The sequence below is a fragment of the Agromyces sp. NDB4Y10 genome, from assembly GCF_001620055.1.
Taxonomy (GTDB): Bacteria; Actinomycetota; Actinomycetes; order Actinomycetales; family Microbacteriaceae; genus Agromyces; species Agromyces indicus.
This window is the reverse complement of record NZ_LQGY01000058.1, coordinates 1-14597: the sequence shown is the minus strand read 5'-3', so window position 1 is coordinate 14597 and position 14597 is coordinate 1. Positions and strand designations below refer to the sequence as shown.

Here is a 14597-nt window from a genome sequence, read left to right as displayed (position 1 = left end):
GCCTCCGCCGGCCGGGCGCTTCGCCGCCCGACGTATCGTGGAAGACGGACGCCCGTCGCCGCGAGGAGGTCGAGGATGAGCGAGGATCCCCAGCGCGCCGCGTCGCAGTACCGGTCGGATCGCGTCGCGCGAGAGGAGGCCCTCGCCCGCGGCGAGGACCCCGACACGGCCGAGCGGGCACCGGACGGTCCCCGCTGGTCCAACGCGGCCGAACGCGCGGCGTACGTCGAGAACGTCATCCAGCAGGCCATCCGACGCGGGGAGTTCGACGACCTGCCCGGCGCGGGGAAGCCGCTCGAGGGACTGAATGGGCGGCATGACGCGGATTGGTGGATCCGTCGGAAGATCGAGCGCGAGCGGCTCACCGGACTCGGACCGCCCGCGCTGACCCTCCGCGTGGAGGACGCCGAACTCGACGACCGGCTCGACCGGATGCATCGCGAGTCGGAGGTCCGCGAGGCGATCGAGGACTTCAACCGACGCGTGATCGAGGCGCGCCGCCAACTGCTGGGCGGGCCGCCCGTCGTCACCCCGACTCGCGATGCCGACCGTGAGGTCCGCGCCTGGCGCGAACGCCGCGAGGCGCGCCAGCGGCGTGCGGCCGAGGAGCGCGAACGCCAGGAGCAGGCGGCACGATCGACCCGGTCGAGGTGGTGGCGTCGCCGCGACTGAGCCGGGTGACGCGGCCGCGCCGGCTGCTCGCCCAGTCGGTGGATGCGCGATGCGGGCGCAGGGTGCGGGCGCCCTACTCGGACGCCGCGGGTCGAGCGCCGCCCTCGAGCGTCGGCCGCGGGCGCACCCCGTCGAGGATGATCCGGAGCGACTCGTCGACCTGGCCGGGGGCGAGCGGACGAGTGCGAAGCAGCACTTGGAAGAGGATGGTGCCGTAAAGCATGTCGACCAGGGTGGCCGCATCGATGTCGGGGCGGATGTGACCGAGTTCCTGCGCGGCCTCGAGTCGCCGCCGGAGGGCGTCGATGCCGGGGCGAACCATCGCGTCGTGTGCCTCCGCAAGTGCGGCGTCGGAGAGGCTGGCGGTGAGCAGCGCATGGTAGACCGCCCCGATCGGCGTCGCTCCGTAGAGGTGGGCGGCCCTGAGCAACTCGCCCCGGAGATCGGCGAACAGGTCGCCGGTGTCCGCGAGCTCGCCGTCCCGGCCCATCCGCTGCTGCAGTGCCTCCAGGAGCACGGCGCCCTTCGAGGGCCACCAGCGGTAGATGGTCTGCTTTCCCACCCGTGCCCGCTTGGCGATCCCTTCGATCGAGGTCTTCTCGTACCCGACTTCGATCGCGGTGTCGATCGCGGCATCGAGGATCGCCCGGCGGGCGTGCTCGTTCCGACGATACGAGTCTGGTGGGGACGTCGACATGCGCCGATCCTAGCGGAAATGGAACGCCGCGTCTCTTGACGAGACGGAGCGTTTTGACACAAGACGACCCGTCTCGTAGGCTTCAGGTCTCGCGGAGAGGAGTCGACCATGCATGCCATCCCGATCACCCCGGACCTGATCAGCGGCGTCCTCGATTCGGAGGTCACCTCTCGCGGAGGCATCCGAGTGCATCGGCTCCCGCGCTGGGTCCGGGAACAATTCCCCGACCCGCAACTCATGATGGCGGCAGGTCAACCGGCGGGAGTCCGAGTCGCGTTCGTCACCAGTGCGACCGTCGTGGAGCTGGTCGTCCATGCGACTCGCGTCGGATACCGGGGCTTCGAACGCCCGCGCGGCAACATCGAACTCGCGGCCGACCGCGTCGTCCTCGACCGGTCCGTGCTGAGCGGGGGAGACGTGTACGAGACGGATCTCCGCACCGGACAGGTCGATCTCGTGCGCGGTGACGTCCATGTCGCTCGGTTCGAAGGACTGCCCGCTCGAAGCAAGCGCGTCGAGATCTGGCTTCCCCACAACGAAAGCGTCGAGCTCCTCGAGCTGCGCGCCGATGAGGCCGCGGTTCCAGCACCATCGGCCGGACCGGTGTGGGTGCACCACGGCAGTTCGATCAGCCAGGGTTCGAATGCCACGAGCCCGACCGGAACGTGGGTCGCCGTGGCCGCGCAACGCGCCGGCGTCGATCTGCGCAACCTCGGTGTCGGCGGGAGCGCGGCGGTCGATCCGTTCATGGCGCGCGTGATCCGCGACACGCCTGCGGACCTGATCAGCCTGAAGCTCGGCATCAACGTGGTCAATCTCGATGCCATGCGTCGGCGCGCGTTCGTTCCCGCCGTGCGCGGCTTCCTCGACACCATCCGCGAGGGGCACCCACGTACGCCGATCCTCGTCATCTCGCCGCTGTACGCGGCCATACATGAGAACACGGTCGGGCCGACGATCATCGACCCGGCGTCCTTCGACACGGGTCGCGCATCCTTCGTCGCGGCGGGCGACGCAGACGAGACCTCCGGGCGGCTCACCCTTCGCGTGGTACGCGACCTGCTCGCCACCCTCGTCCAGGAGCGTCAACGGGATGACGCAGCGCTCCAGTACCTCGACGGCACGGTCCTGTATGGAGAGGCGGATGCGCAGGCCCGTCCGCTCCCGGACGGCCTCCATCCCGACAGCGCCACTCATCGAGTGATCGGAGAGCGTTTCGCCGACTTCGCCTTCGCGGCCGACGGCCCGTTCGCCGGCCTCAGGTGGAACTGATGCCGGCGAGTGCGCCCGAGACGAGGGCCTGCACCAGCTGGTCGGCGTCGTAGTCGGAATCGCCGGCGGCTCCGATGCAGAGGTTGCCGATGCCCTTCAGCAGGCTGTACCCGTTCACGACCGGCTGCCCGGCCGAGGAGGGCCCCCGCTCCGCCCGCGCGGCATCGAGGAGCGAACCGCAGACGGGGACGAGGCGGTCGACGAAGTACCCGTGGAGCGCGTCGGATCCTGCATTGTCGCCGCGCAGCGCGCCGGCGAGTCCGTGCTTGGTCACGAGGAACTCCACGAACAACGCCACCCATGCCCGCAATGCCGCCTCTGCGGTCGCACTCTCGGCCAGCAGCCTCGGTCCGGCTTCCGCGCACGCCTCGACCTGGTGTCGATACACGGCGACGACCAGCTCTGCTCGCGTGGGGAAATGGCGGTAGATGGTGCCCATCCCGACGCCGGCCCGGGCGGCGATCACCCGGACCGGGGCATCGACGCCGTGCTCCACGAACACGGCCGCGGCCGCCGCGAGGAGCTCGTGCTGGTCCCGGCGTGGACGGCCGACGCGGCGGGTCGCCTCCGCCTCGGCGGGTCGCTCGATCGGTTCGGGCGTCATGATTCATCCTCGGCTCGACGATGGACTTGCTTAACGGAACAGCGCTCCGTATTGTTGCGGAGCGGCGCTCCGATATCAGTATCGCAGAAGGCGCCTCTCAGAAAGGGACTTCGCCATGACCTCCTCGATCCTGCACGCCTTGGACGGCGTCGTCGGCGCCGGCAACCCCGTCGTCTCCGCCGCCCCGATCGAACTCTCCGCACCCGGCAGACCGGTGCCCCTCGTCGCGCGCATCTCCGCGCCGGTGACGGGATCGGACCTGCCCGTCGTGGTGTTCTCGCACGGCAACGGCTGGAACCTCGACGGGTACGCACCCCTCGCGGCGTTCTGGGCGTCCCGCGGTTTCGTGGTGATCCAGCCCACGCACCTCGACTCGCGCCGGTACGGCTTCGGGTTCGAGCACCCGGTGTTCCCGAGCATCTGGACCGAGCGGATCGCGGACCTCACCCGCATCCTCGATCAGTTGGACACCATCGAGGCGGCCGTTCCGGGCCTCGCCGGACGCGTCGATCGGAGCCGCGTCGCTGCTGCCGGACACTCGTGGGGCGGGCAGACCGTGCAGTCGCTGTTGGGCGCGCGAATCCTGGACGAAGCGGGCAACGTCGGTGATGACCTGTCCGACGCCCGCGTCAGCGCGGGCATCCTCCTCTCCGCCACCGGACTCGGCGGTGACCACCTGCACCCCTTCGCACAGGCGAACTTCCCGTTCATGCACCCCTCGTTCCGGGAGATGGACACCCCGACCCTCGTCGTCGCGGGCGACCGGGACCAGTCCAAGATGTCCAGCCGAGGGCCAGACTGGTTCACCGACGCCTACACGCACAGCCCCGGCGCCACCGACCTGCTCACGTTCCACGGTGCCGAGCACGCACTCGGCGGCATCGTCGGTTACGAGGTCGCCGAGACCACCGACGAGAGCCCCGAACGCGTCGCGGTCATCCAGCGTCTGACCAGTGCGTACCTCCGCACCGCACTCCACCTCGACGAGCACAGCTGGCCCGCCGCTCGAGCCGCATTCGAGGCCAGCACCGAACCGATCGGTCGCGTGGACAGCAAGTAGCACCGCGCCCGAAACGGCGGGACGACGGTCGACACCGCATGCTCGACGGCGGCGCTGACTAGGATGGCCGCCCGCCCACCCTGGAGTCCCGCCCGAAGGATCGACGCCGCCGTGCGGAAAGGAACGACATGGCCGAACCGCGACCCAGGGACCTCGCCCTTCACCGGATGTCGGCGACGATTCGACTCGCAGTCGGCTGCATCGCGGCACTGTCCGTCGTGCTGTCCGCCGGTTGCGCCGGGATCCCGCAGCCGATTCGGGAGGAGCCCACCGCACCTGCCGAGAACCCCGTGCCCGACAGCGCGCCCGCGGAAATCGACCCGCCGGCGCCCGGGTTCCCCGGGCTGACCTGCGACACGCTCATCGGTCCAGGAGCCGCGAGCGAACTCCTCGGTGCGCGGGTCGATGCGCCGGAGGCGCACCTCCCGGATCCGGTCATCCTGCAGGACAACGGCATCGAATGCTCCTGGGGCTCGTCGATCGTCGTCGACGGATTCGTCGTGGAACGCGACGCTCCGGCGATCGTCCTCCGTGCGACACCCCACGGGGCCGAGTACTGGCAGGGCTACGTGAGCGGGAGCGGCCACAACCAATGGGACGACACGCTCGGCGATGCCTCCGGCATCGTCTGCGAACCGGGGGAGCCGGCGAGCTGCACGTTGTCCGTGCTGTCGGGCGAGGTCTTCGCCGAGATCAGCGCGTTCGGCATGCCGTCGGGGCCGGCGCAATCGACGGCAGCCCTCCGCGACCTCGGCGCGACGCTGCTGCCGCTCCTGGTCGCGAGCGCCGAGTCGGTCGAGACGCCTCGGCCCCAGGTGCGACACCGAACCGAACGGTGCCGCGCCCTGCTCGGGCAGGGTGCGGATGCGGCGGGCGTCGACGGGTCCGCCCTCGCACCCGATCGGGTGCCGAGGCGCTCGATGACGAACACCGCCATCGATCTCACGGGATCCACCGTGTGCGAACTCGACTTCGGTGATGACGAACGCCTTCAGGTGCTCGTCGTTCCCGACGGCGGATGGATGCAGCCGGCCGATGAGGCGCTCCCCGAAGGTTCGGCCTCGACGGAGACCGACGGGGCGCTGCGCGTGCAGCTCGACGAGGGCGTCTGGATGGCGACGGTCGTCCTCGGTCGAGACCTCGTCCAGGTCCGCTGGCGTGGCGACGCGGAATCCGAGCATGCACGAGCCGTCGTGGACGGGCTGCTCGCTCGAGACGACTGATCCAGTCGGCCGCGAGTGCCGGCGGCGCCACCGGGTGACTCCCGTGCCATCCGAAGGTCAACCCACCGCTTCCTGCCGCTTGATGGCTCGGCCGACCGGGATCTTCGCGATCAACGCGGACGCGGCGACGCCGACTGCCACGTACTGGATGGCTGGCAGGCTCGTGAAGACCCGGGCCACGCTGTCGGGCAGCGCGGTGAACAGGCCGAAGTCGAAGTAGTAGTGGCCGATGTAGGCCGAGAAGACCATCGCCGACAGGATGATGACGGCGCTGAGCGCGAGATCGAGGATTCTCATGATCCTCGAGGATGGCCGCGCCTCCGGCTGCCCGGTAGTGACATCGTGTCATGACAGCGGGTGACACCACGGCACTACCCGCCCTTGCTCCGTCCGAGTGCAATGGGTCCATGGCAATCGACCCCGGGTCCATCGACATCCGACTACGCGTCGGCTTCTGGCCGCGACCCTTTCGCATCCTGCGGGAGAACCTCCGCCCATCCCTGATCCTCGGGTTCCCGGAATCCGGGAGGCCGCGATCCGCCCGCTTGACCCTGTCCTGAGCACACCGTTTCTCATTGCGGGGGACGGAACCACCGATCCCGATGCTCGTGCGAACGAGCAGGAAGAAAGATGATGATCGAAGCACAAGCCCTCTCGAAGCGATACGGCCGCAAGACGGCCGTCGATACCGTCTCGTTCACCGTCCAGCCCGGACGCGTGACCGGGTTCCTCGGCCCGAACGGGGCCGGCAAGTCCACCACCATGCGCATGATCATGGGCCTCGACAACCCGACCGGCGGACGCGTCACCGTGAACGGGCGGCCGTACGCAGCGCACAAGGCCCCGCTTCACGAAGTCGGCGCGCTCCTCGACGCCAAGGCGGTCCACACCAGGCGCTCCGCCTACAACCACCTCCGGGCCATGGCGGCGACGCATGGCATCCCGAACCGCCGGGTGAACGACGTCATCGAGCTCACCGGGCTCGGCCCCGTCGCCAGGAAGCGCGTCGGCGGATTCTCGCTCGGCATGGGCCAGCGGCTCGGCATCGCGGTCGCCTTGCTCGGGGATCCGCACACCGTGATCCTGGACGAGCCGGTGAACGGCCTCGATCCCGAGGGCGTCCAGTGGGTCCGGCATCTCGCCCGGGATCTGGCCGGCGAAGGTCGCACGGTCTTCCTGTCGTCGCATCTCATGTCGGAGATGGCGCTGACCGCGGACCACCTCATCGTCATCGGACGTGGCCGGATCATCGCGGACGCGCCGATCCAGTCCATCATCGACGCGCAGAGCACGGCGCGCGTCCGGGTGCGAGCGGAACGCCCACAGGACCTCCTCGGGGCACTCGCCGGCGACGGCGTGACCTCGCAGGTGCTCGAACCCGAGCTCGTCGAGATCAGCGGCGTCGAGGCGCGTCGTGTCGCGGAGGTCGCCCTCCGAGAGCGCGTCCTGGTCTACGAACTCACACCGCTGCAACTGTCGCTCGAGGGCGCATACATGCAGTTGACGAGGGGCGAAGTCGAATACGAATCCCGAAGCCTCTCGAACACCTCGACCCTCGCATCCACGGAAGGACGCTGACCATGACCGCACCCACCGCAACCTCGTCCATACCGACCACGCCGACCACCCGCGCCGAGGCCGGCTCCGGGATCACCTTCGGTCGCGTGCTGAGGTCCGAGTGGATCAAGGTCACCACCGTTCCGTCGACGGTCATCCTGATCGTCATCACCCTCGTGGTGATGATCGGGCTCGCCGCGGTGGTGGCCTGGTCGCTGGGCTTGGCCGCCGATGCCGCGCCGCCCGGCGCCGCGTTCGCCGTCCCCTCATCCGGCCTGGCATTCGGGCAGCTGCTCATCGCCTCGCTCGCCGTGGTGCTCGTCGCCTCGGAATGGGGTACCGGCATGATCCGCTCGACCATGGTGGCGGTCCCCGGGCGCACGCAGGCGCTGGTTGCCAAGGCGGCGGTCATCGCGGCGATCTCGTTCGTCGTCGGATTCGTCAGCGCTCTCGGGTCCTACTTCGTCACGCAGCCGATCCTCGATGCGCAGGGCCTCGGGTTCGCCCTCGGCGAGGAGGGCGTCTTCCTCAGCGTGGTCAACACCGGGACGTTCCTGGCGCTCGTCGCACTGATCTCGATGGCCACCGGCACGCTCCTGCGCAACACGGCCGGCGGTATCGTCACCGTCGTCGGCGTCTTCTTCGTGTTGCCGGTGGTGCTCCAGACCCTCGCGGGGTTGGCCGACTGGGTCGCGGACGTCGGGCGGTTCCTGCCCGGAGAGGCGGGCCAGCAGATGGTCGCCGTCAGTACCACCGACGGCGCGCTCAGCCCCCTGGAAGGTGGACTCACGATGGCGGCGTGGGCGGTCGGACTCCAGGTCATCGCCCTGGTCGTGACGAAGAAGCGGGACGTCTAGCGTCGGGTCACCGGCTACCGCGTCCCTCCCCGTCGGCATCCAGGCGCGCGTCGTACCGGGCGCGCGCCTGGTCGACGGCGGTCAGGTTCGCGACCGCCCACTCGCTCATCGCGACGAGCGGGGATTCGATCGAGCGACCGAGCTCGGTGATGCGGTACTCGACGGCGACCGGGGACGACGAGATCACGATGCGCTCGACCATGCCGTTCCGTTCGAGTCGCCGCAACGTCAGGGTGAGCGACTTCTGGGTGATCCCGCCGAGGCTCCTCTTCAGGCGACTGAAGCGCTGGGGGGAGTCGCAGAGCAGCATCAGCACCGAGATCGACCACTTGTCGAGCACCTCGTCGAGCAGACGCCGACGTTCGCCCACGAGCTCGTCCAGGCCACTTCCGTCGGCCACGGTTTCCTCCATTCACCCAGGTATCGTTGAAGTATCCAGAGTAGACCTAGTACACATGAGATACCACATCCTCGCCGTCTCACGCGAGGGGCACGCTGGAAGGAGAACTCATGGCTGTGCAGCTCATCACCCCCGACGACCTGTTCGATTCGCCCATCTACCGCCAGGTCTCATCGTCGGTCGGATCCCGGCTCGTCGAAGTCGCCGGTCAGGTCGGATGGGACGAGAGCGCCGAGCTGGTCGCCGACGACCTCGCCGGCCAGCTCGTGCAGGCCTATCGCAACGTCGGTCGGGCCCTGAACGCCGCTGGGGCGACCTTCGCGGATGTCACGCGATATCGCGTCTTCGTGACCGAGTGGTCCCTCGACCAGATGCCGCAGTTCATGCAAGGTCACGAGCAGGCGGTGGCGGAACTCGGCCTCACTGCCGCGCCGGCCTCCCTCATCGGCGTCGCGGCGCTCTTCGACCCTCGCATCCGCGTGGAGATCGAAGCGTCCGCGATCGTCGAGTGACTGATGCGCACCACGGCAGCGGCTTCGCTCCGCCCGGCGTCCGCGTGCGCGGCGCGGGTCGAACCGCGCCCCGATCGGAGGATCCCATGAATCCGGAACTCACGGCAGACGACCTCGAGCTGCTGAACCGCCCGCTTCACGCCATGCTCACCGTTCGCCCCCACCCTTCGAGATGGCCGGCTCCGAGACCGGTGTGGTTCGAGGTCGCCGACGGAGGACGTCTCCAGATGTTCAGCGTGGTGGGAACGCCGCGTCTGGCTCGGCTTCGAGAGGACCCCCGCGCATCGGTGATCGTCGCTGCGCCGGTGGGCGAACCCGAACACTGGGTGTCGATCGAGGGCCGCATCGACCACCACGAGGAGGGCGCACGCGAGCTCATGCTCCGGTTGATCGATCGGTACTACGGCGCCGACCTGGAGGCGAACCGCGCTGCGATCCGCGCGTTGCACCGCAGCGAGGTGGTGCGGCTCGTGCTGCACCCAGAGCGAGTCCAGCGCTACCGCATCTAGGTTGCGATCGCCCGCCGGACGCACCCCGGCGCGCGCCTTCGGTCAGGGAGAGCCAGCCAGTCCAGTCCAATCCGGTCCAGTGCGGAAGGTGGGACTTGAACCCACACGCCCGAAGGCACAGGAACCTAAATCCTGCGTGTCTGCCGATTTCACCACTCCCGCGAGTGCCCGTTCAGTCTAGGCGGCGCGATGCGGTTGACTGGGGCGCATGGTGCAACGACCGGATGGCGGCGGCGACGCCGACGGTGCCCCGCGCGGCGGCGCGCTCCGCTGGTTCGGCACCGTGTCGCCCGCGGCGGTGATCGGGCTGCTGCTCGCCGCCCTTTCGTTGGCGCTGCCGGCACTGTGGGCGCTCGGGGTCTCGGGGATCGCGGTTGCGCTCGGTGTGCAGGGTCGTCGACGGTTCCGGGAGGATCCGTCGACGGGACCGGGATGGATCTCGATGGCCGCGATCATCCTCGGCGGGTTCGTGTTCGTCAGCCAGGGAGCGCTCATCCTGTTCGCGACCGTCGGCAACTGACGCCCCCTGTTCGGGGCCTCCGTCGACGCTGGCCGCGCCTCGGGCGCGTCGCTACTCTGGCGGTGAGCCGTCCGGCGCGATGCAGCGGGGGAGGTGGGGCTCGTGGGCGACCGCGGAGTGATCCTCGTCGTCTCCGACGACGCCCGGGCAGCCGGCGATCTGCGGGACCTGCTCGGCGTCGACGCGTACGACGTGGTGCACGCGCCCGGCGACCTGGAGCGGTCGACCGAGGCGCTCGCGGCCGCGCCCGATCTCATCGTGGTCGACGTCGGACTCGAGCGGGCGGACCCGTTCGAGCTCGCCGCTGACCTGCACCACGCGGGTCGCGCGCGCGACCTGCCCGTCGTGTTCCTCGTCGCCGAGTCCGACGTCGAGCTCCGGGTGCGGGGGCTGCAGGTCGGCGACGACCTGATCTCGACGCCGCTCGATCCGCACGAGGCGCTCGCGCGGGTGCAACGGCAGGTGACGATCTCGCGGTCGCGGGCGGCGCTGCGGGAGTCGGAGGCGAAGTTCCGTTCCGTGATGGAGTCGGCGATCGACGCGATCATCTCCACCGACGCCGACGGCGTGATCCGCAGCTGGAACAGCGCCGCCGCCGACCTGTTCGGTCACGCCGAGGAGGAGGCCGTCGGGCGGACGCTCGACCTCATCATCCCCGAACGGTTCCGCGAACGGCATCGCACCGCGATCGAACGCGTCAGCCACGGCGGTCCGACGAACCTCATCGGACGGACGGTCGAGTTCGCGGGGCTCCGCAGCGACGGCACGGAGTTCCCCATCGAACTGGCGCTCAGCACCTGGTTCCTCGACGCCGACCGCTACTACACCGGGATCATCCGCGACATCAGCGATCGCGTCCGCGCCGAGGAGCGGTTCCGGTCGGTGACCGACTCCGCCGTCGACGCCATCATCTCGGCCGACCACACCGGGCGCATCGTGTCGTGGAACCCCGCGGCCACTCGCATCCTGGGGCACAGCGAGGCCGACGCGTTGGGCCGCTCGCTCGAACTCGTGATCCCCGCGCGGTATCGCGAGCAGCACCGCGCCGGGATGGCGCGGTACGCGGCCACGGGCGAGGCCCACGTCATCGGCACGACGGTCGAGCTGGAGGCGCTCACGGCGTCGGGCGCCGAGATCCCCGTGGAGCTCTCGCTCTCGACCTGGACCGTGGGCGGCGACCGGTACTACACCGGCATCATCCGCGACCTCGCGGAGCGCCGGGCGGCCGAAGCGGCGCTGCGTCGCAGCGAGGAGGAGTTCCGCGCGAAGGAGGCGGAGTTCCGGGCGCGCAACGCCGCCCTCGAGGAGACCATCCAGCGCATCAACAGCATGCAGGACCAGTTGCTCCTGCAGGAGAAGATGGCCTCCATCGGACGGCTGAGCGCGGGCATGGCGCACGAGATGAACAATCCGGCATCTGCTGCCCAGCGCGGGGCCGCCCAGGCCTCGGAGGTGTTCGCGCGGCTGCAGGAGGCGCAGATCGAGCTCGGACGGCTCGGCCTCTACGGCTCCCGGCTCGACAAGCTCCGCGAGCTCGACGCGCTCGCGGCGCGGCGGGCGCGGGATCCGGTCGAACTCGGCGCGGTCGAGCGCAGCGACCGCGAGGCCGAGGTCGAGGACTGGTTGGAGCGCTACGACGTCCGCTCCGGCGGCGACCTGGCCGCCTCGATCGTGAACCTCGGCGTCACGCGCGACGGCCTGGACGAGCTCGGCATGGTGTTCGGCGATGAGCGGCTACCGGTCGTCGTGGAGTGGCTGGGACTGAAGTCCGCCATCTACGCCCTGTTGTCGGAGATCGTGGTGGGGACGAACCGCATCGTCGAACTCGTGAGGGCGCTCAAGATGTACACGTACATGGACCAGACCCCGGTCCAGGACGTCGACGTGCGCACGGGCCTCGACGACACGCTCGTGATCCTGCACAACAAGCTCAAGCACGGCGTGCGAGTGGTGCGCGAGTTCGACGCCGACCTGCCGCTGATCCAGGCCTACGCGAGCGAGCTCAACCAGGTGTGGACCAACCTCATCGACAACGCCATCGACGCGATGGGCGGCCAGGGCACGCTCACGCTGCGGGCGCGACGCGCGGGCGACCGGGTCGAGGTGCAGGTCGAGGACGACGGGCCGGGCGTGCCCGCCGACATCCGTTCGAAGCTCTTCGACCTGTTCTTCACGACGAAGGCCCCCGGCGAGGGCACCGGCCTGGGCCTTGCGATCTCGCGAAACATCATCGTGAAGAAGCACGGCGGCGAGTTCGACCTCGAGTCGCGCGACGGGTGCACGCGGTTCACGGTGCGCCTGCCGATCGGCGTCGCACCCGACGGCGAGACCGGCGCGCCGGCCGGCGCCCTGCAGCAGGAGGAGGGGTGATCGGATGGCGAAGCCCGTCATCATGACCGTCGACGACGAGCCGCAGGTGCTGAACGCGGTCGCCCGCGACCTGCAGTCGCGGTACCGCGAGGACTACCGCATCGTGAAGGCCGGCTCGGGCCAGGAGGCGCTCGAGGCGATCGCCGAGTTCGAGCGCCGCGGCACGCCGGTGGCTCTGTTCGTGGTCGACCAGCGCATGCCCGGCATGTCGGGCACCGAGTTCCTCACCGAGGCCATCGCGCATTACCCCGACGCGAAGCGCGTACTCCTCACGGCGTACGCCGACACGGATGCCGCGATCACGAGCATCAACAAGATCGACCTCGACTACTACCTGCTGAAGCCGTGGGATCCGCCCGAGGAGCGGTTCTTCCCGGTGCTGAACGACCTCCTCGACGACTGGCAGGCGAACACGCCGCCGGTCTACGAGGGCATCCGGGTCGCCGGGGCGCTGTGGTCGCCGACGACGCACGCGGTGAAGGACTTCCTCGCGCGGAGCCAGATCCCGTACCAGTGGCTCGACATCGAGCGCAACGAGGGGGCGCGGGCCCTCGTCGAGGCGACCACGCCCGGCAGCACCCGCCTGCCGGTGGTGTTCCTGCCGGACGGCACGGTGCTCTCGTGCCCCGACCTGCACGAGCTCGCCGAGCGCATCGGGCTGCGCGCGCCGCCGCAGGCGCCCTTCTACGACCTGATCGTGATCGGCGCCGGGCCGGCGGGTCTCGCCGCGGCGGTGTACGGCGCGTCCGAGGGGCTGCGGACGGCCGTGATCGAGCGCGAGGTGCCGGGCGGCCAGGCGGGCACGAGCTCCCGCATCGAGAACTACCTCGGCTTCCCGCACGGCATCAGCGGTGCCGACCTCGCGCGCCGCGCCGTCACGCAGGCCAAGCGGCTCGGCGCGGAGATCCTGAATCCGCAGGCGGTCACGGGCATCCGGGTGGAGGACTCGTACAAGATCGTCACGCTCGACGACGGCAGCGAGCTGCGCTCCCGGGCGCTGGTGCTCTCGACCGGCGTCGAGGCGCGCACCCTCGGCATCCCCGGCGAGGAACGGCTCAACGGGGCATCCGTCTACTACGGTGCCGCGGCGAGCGAGGCCGTCAGCTACAGCGGATGCCGCGTGGTGGTCGTCGGCGGTGCGAACTCGGCCGGCCAGGGTGCGATGTTCCTGTCGCGGTACGCCGAGCACGTGACGATCCTGGTTCGCGGCGACTCGCTCGCGAAGAGCATGTCGCAGTACCTCATCGACCAGATCGAGGCGACGCCGAACATCACCGTGCGACCGCACGCCCAGGTGACCGAGCTCGAGGGGGAGGACCGCCTGACCTCGATGACGGTGCGCGACACGGTGACGGGCGCCGAGGAGGACCTGCCCGCCGACGCGATGTTCATCTTCATCGGCGCGGTCCCCGGTTCCGACCTCGTGCGCGGACTGCTCGAGCTCGACGACCACGGGTTCGTGCTCACGGGACCGGACCTCGTGCACGACGGTCGGCGGCCGCGCGGGTGGACGCTGCGGCGCGACCCGCTGCTGCTCGAGACGAGCGTGCCGGGCATCTTCGCGGCGGGCGACGTCCGCCACGACGTGATGCGCCGCGTCGCGTCGGCCGTCGGGCAGGGGGCGCTCGCGGTGAGTCTCGTGCACCAGTACCTCGAGACGGTCTGAGGGCGAGCGGATGCCGCGTGGCATCCGTTCGCGACATGATGGGGCGATGGCGACCGATGCCCTGACCGACGCGGCCGACGCACTGTACGCGCTCGTGCCGGAGGAGTTCACGGCGGCGCGCAACGCCCGCGCGGCGGAGGCGAAGGCGTCGGACCGGGGTCTGTCCAAGCGCATCTCGGGGTTGAAGCGACCGTCGCCGGCGGCGTGGATCGTGAACCGCCTCGCGCGCGAGCACGCCGACGACGTGGGCGACCTCGTGGGCCTCGGCGGGGAGCTCGCCGACGCGCAGGGCTCGGGCGACGGCCGCGCGCTCACGGCGCTCGTCGCCGAACGGCGTCGAGCGGTCGCGGGGCTCCTGCGGCAGGCGACCGAGCTCGCGGAGGCCGCGGATCGGAGTCCGTCGCGCGCGGTGCTCGACGAGGTCGAGCAGACCCTCGTCGCGGCGACGGTGTCGGCCGAGGCGGGTGCGGCCGTGCTGACCGGGCGGCTGGTGCGGTCGCTGCAGGCCGTCGGGTCGGAGGTGGACGTGTCGGGCGCCGTCGCGGGGGAGGTCCGTGACGTGCCGCGCGCGCCGGTCGCGGCCGGCGACGCGGGAGGGGACGCGCCAGCCGCAGAGTCCGCGCCCGAGGAGGACGCCGACCTCGCCGGCGACCGCGCCGAGGCCGAACGGGCCGAGGC

General features: G+C 70.3%; 16 protein-coding genes and 1 tRNA gene. 12 read left to right on the top strand and 5 right to left on the bottom strand.

The features are described from left to right. Nucleotides 1-75 precede the first annotated feature (75 nt). Nucleotides 76-672 (top strand): DUF1992 domain-containing protein, encoded by a 597-nt coding sequence (locus tag AVP42_RS13880; RefSeq protein ID WP_067950049.1) that lies wholly within the window; start codon nt 76-78, stop codon nt 670-672. A 73-nt stretch (nt 673-745) separates the two neighbouring features. Here AVP42_RS13880 and AVP42_RS13875 read toward each other — a convergent pair whose 3' ends face one another. Then, complete coding sequence (locus AVP42_RS13875; protein ID WP_067950047.1) at nt 746-1369, bottom strand: TetR/AcrR family transcriptional regulator; 624 nt, start codon at nt 1367-1369, stop codon at nt 746-748. 108 nt (nt 1370-1477) lie between these two features. Here AVP42_RS13875 and AVP42_RS13870 point away from each other — a divergent pair, with 108 nt between their 5' ends. After that, entirely contained in the window at nt 1478-2641 is a 1164-nt protein-coding gene (locus AVP42_RS13870; protein WP_067950045.1) for a GDSL-type esterase/lipase family protein, read from the top strand. On the opposite strand, the gene AVP42_RS13865 is transcribed toward AVP42_RS13870, so the two are convergent. After that, on the bottom strand, nt 2628-3245 hold the full coding sequence (locus AVP42_RS13865) for a TetR/AcrR family transcriptional regulator (protein ID WP_067950043.1): 618 nt from the start codon (nt 3243-3245) through the stop codon (nt 2628-2630). The two genes, AVP42_RS13870 and AVP42_RS13865, sit on opposite strands and share 14 nt — an antisense overlap. Before the next feature lie 115 nt (nt 3246-3360). Between AVP42_RS13865 and AVP42_RS13860 the strand changes: the two genes are divergently transcribed. Then, a complete protein-coding gene (locus AVP42_RS13860) occupies nt 3361-4305 on the top strand; it encodes a prolyl oligopeptidase family serine peptidase (protein ID WP_067950041.1) in 945 nt (314 codons plus the stop codon). 290 nt (nt 4306-4595) lie between these two features. Next, a complete protein-coding gene (locus AVP42_RS13855) occupies nt 4596-5528 on the top strand; it encodes a hypothetical protein (protein WP_157356850.1) in 933 nt (310 codons plus the stop codon). A 57-nt stretch (nt 5529-5585) separates the two neighbouring features. On the opposite strand, the gene AVP42_RS13850 is transcribed toward AVP42_RS13855, so the two are convergent. Then, nucleotides 5586-5825 (bottom strand): hypothetical protein, encoded by a 240-nt coding sequence (locus AVP42_RS13850; RefSeq protein WP_067950037.1) that lies wholly within the window; start codon nt 5823-5825, stop codon nt 5586-5588. A gap of 336 nt (nt 5826-6161) precedes the next feature. On the opposite strand from AVP42_RS13850, the gene AVP42_RS13845 reads away from it, so the two are divergent. After that, entirely contained in the window at nt 6162-7106 is a 945-nt protein-coding gene (locus tag AVP42_RS13845) for an ABC transporter ATP-binding protein (RefSeq protein WP_067950097.1), read from the top strand. Nucleotides 7107-7108: 2 nt separating this feature from the next. Beyond that, nucleotides 7109-7942 (top strand): ABC transporter permease, encoded by an 834-nt coding sequence (locus AVP42_RS13840; RefSeq protein WP_067950035.1) that lies wholly within the window; start codon nt 7109-7111, stop codon nt 7940-7942. A 7-nt stretch (nt 7943-7949) separates the two neighbouring features. On the opposite strand, the gene AVP42_RS13835 is transcribed toward AVP42_RS13840, so the two are convergent. Then, a complete protein-coding gene (locus tag AVP42_RS13835; protein ID WP_197467032.1) occupies nt 7950-8342 on the bottom strand; it encodes a helix-turn-helix domain-containing protein in 393 nt (130 codons plus the stop codon). A 110-nt stretch (nt 8343-8452) separates the two neighbouring features. Here AVP42_RS13835 and AVP42_RS13830 point away from each other — a divergent pair, with 110 nt between their 5' ends. Beyond that, a complete protein-coding gene (locus tag AVP42_RS13830) occupies nt 8453-8854 on the top strand; it encodes a RidA family protein (RefSeq protein WP_067950031.1) in 402 nt (133 codons plus the stop codon). A gap of 86 nt (nt 8855-8940) precedes the next feature. Next, nucleotides 8941-9363, top strand: coding sequence for a pyridoxamine 5'-phosphate oxidase family protein (locus tag AVP42_RS17000; protein WP_067950029.1), 423 nt, complete (start codon nt 8941-8943; stop codon nt 9361-9363). A gap of 80 nt (nt 9364-9443) precedes the next feature. Here the strand turns inward: AVP42_RS17000 and AVP42_RS13820 are convergent. Next, a tRNA-Leu gene (locus AVP42_RS13820) sits at nt 9444-9525 on the bottom strand. Between the two features lie 46 nt (nt 9526-9571). Between AVP42_RS13820 and AVP42_RS13815 the strand changes: the two genes are divergently transcribed. From AVP42_RS13815 to AVP42_RS13800, 4 genes are all read left to right on the top strand, one after another. After that, nucleotides 9572-9883, top strand: coding sequence for a hypothetical protein (locus tag AVP42_RS13815; protein WP_067950027.1), 312 nt, complete (start codon nt 9572-9574; stop codon nt 9881-9883). Between the two features lie 102 nt (nt 9884-9985). Beyond that, entirely contained in the window at nt 9986-12253 is a 2268-nt protein-coding gene (locus AVP42_RS13810) for a PAS domain S-box protein (protein WP_067950025.1), read from the top strand. A 4-nt stretch (nt 12254-12257) separates the two neighbouring features. After that, the gene (locus AVP42_RS13805; RefSeq protein ID WP_067950023.1) at nt 12258-13919 is read left to right on the top strand and encodes an FAD-dependent oxidoreductase; all 1662 of its coding nucleotides are present in this window, start codon (nt 12258-12260) and stop codon (nt 13917-13919) included. Between the two features lie 46 nt (nt 13920-13965). After that, nucleotides 13966-14597 (top strand): hypothetical protein (locus tag AVP42_RS13800; RefSeq protein WP_067950021.1); only part of this gene is annotated, 632 nt, incomplete at its 3' end.

What these genes read in the sequence shown, in the direction of transcription:
- AVP42_RS13805 (WP_067950023.1), top strand. Translation starts at nt 12,258, where the DNA reads ATGGCGAAGCCCGTCATCATGACCGTCGACGACGAGCCGCAGGTGCTG.
- AVP42_RS13865 (WP_067950043.1), bottom strand. Translation starts at nt 3,245, where the DNA reads ATGACGCCCGAACCGATCGAGCGACCCGCCGAGGCGGAGGCGACCCGC.
- AVP42_RS13850 (WP_067950037.1), bottom strand. Translation starts at nt 5,825, where the DNA reads ATGAGAATCCTCGATCTCGCGCTCAGCGCCGTCATCATCCTGTCGGCG.
- AVP42_RS13880 (WP_067950049.1), top strand. Translation starts at nt 76, where the DNA reads ATGAGCGAGGATCCCCAGCGCGCCGCGTCGCAGTACCGGTCGGATCGC.
- AVP42_RS13830 (WP_067950031.1), top strand. Translation starts at nt 8,453, where the DNA reads ATGGCTGTGCAGCTCATCACCCCCGACGACCTGTTCGATTCGCCCATC.
- AVP42_RS13845 (WP_067950097.1), top strand. Translation starts at nt 6,162, where the DNA reads ATGATCGAAGCACAAGCCCTCTCGAAGCGATACGGCCGCAAGACGGCC.
- AVP42_RS13840 (WP_067950035.1), top strand. Translation starts at nt 7,109, where the DNA reads ATGACCGCACCCACCGCAACCTCGTCCATACCGACCACGCCGACCACC.
- AVP42_RS13815 (WP_067950027.1), top strand. Translation starts at nt 9,572, where the DNA reads ATGGTGCAACGACCGGATGGCGGCGGCGACGCCGACGGTGCCCCGCGC.
- AVP42_RS17000 (WP_067950029.1), top strand. Translation starts at nt 8,941, where the DNA reads ATGAATCCGGAACTCACGGCAGACGACCTCGAGCTGCTGAACCGCCCG.
- AVP42_RS13860 (WP_067950041.1), top strand. Translation starts at nt 3,361, where the DNA reads ATGACCTCCTCGATCCTGCACGCCTTGGACGGCGTCGTCGGCGCCGGC.
- AVP42_RS13870 (WP_067950045.1), top strand. Translation starts at nt 1,478, where the DNA reads ATGCATGCCATCCCGATCACCCCGGACCTGATCAGCGGCGTCCTCGAT.
- AVP42_RS13875 (WP_067950047.1), bottom strand. Translation starts at nt 1,369, where the DNA reads ATGTCGACGTCCCCACCAGACTCGTATCGTCGGAACGAGCACGCCCGC.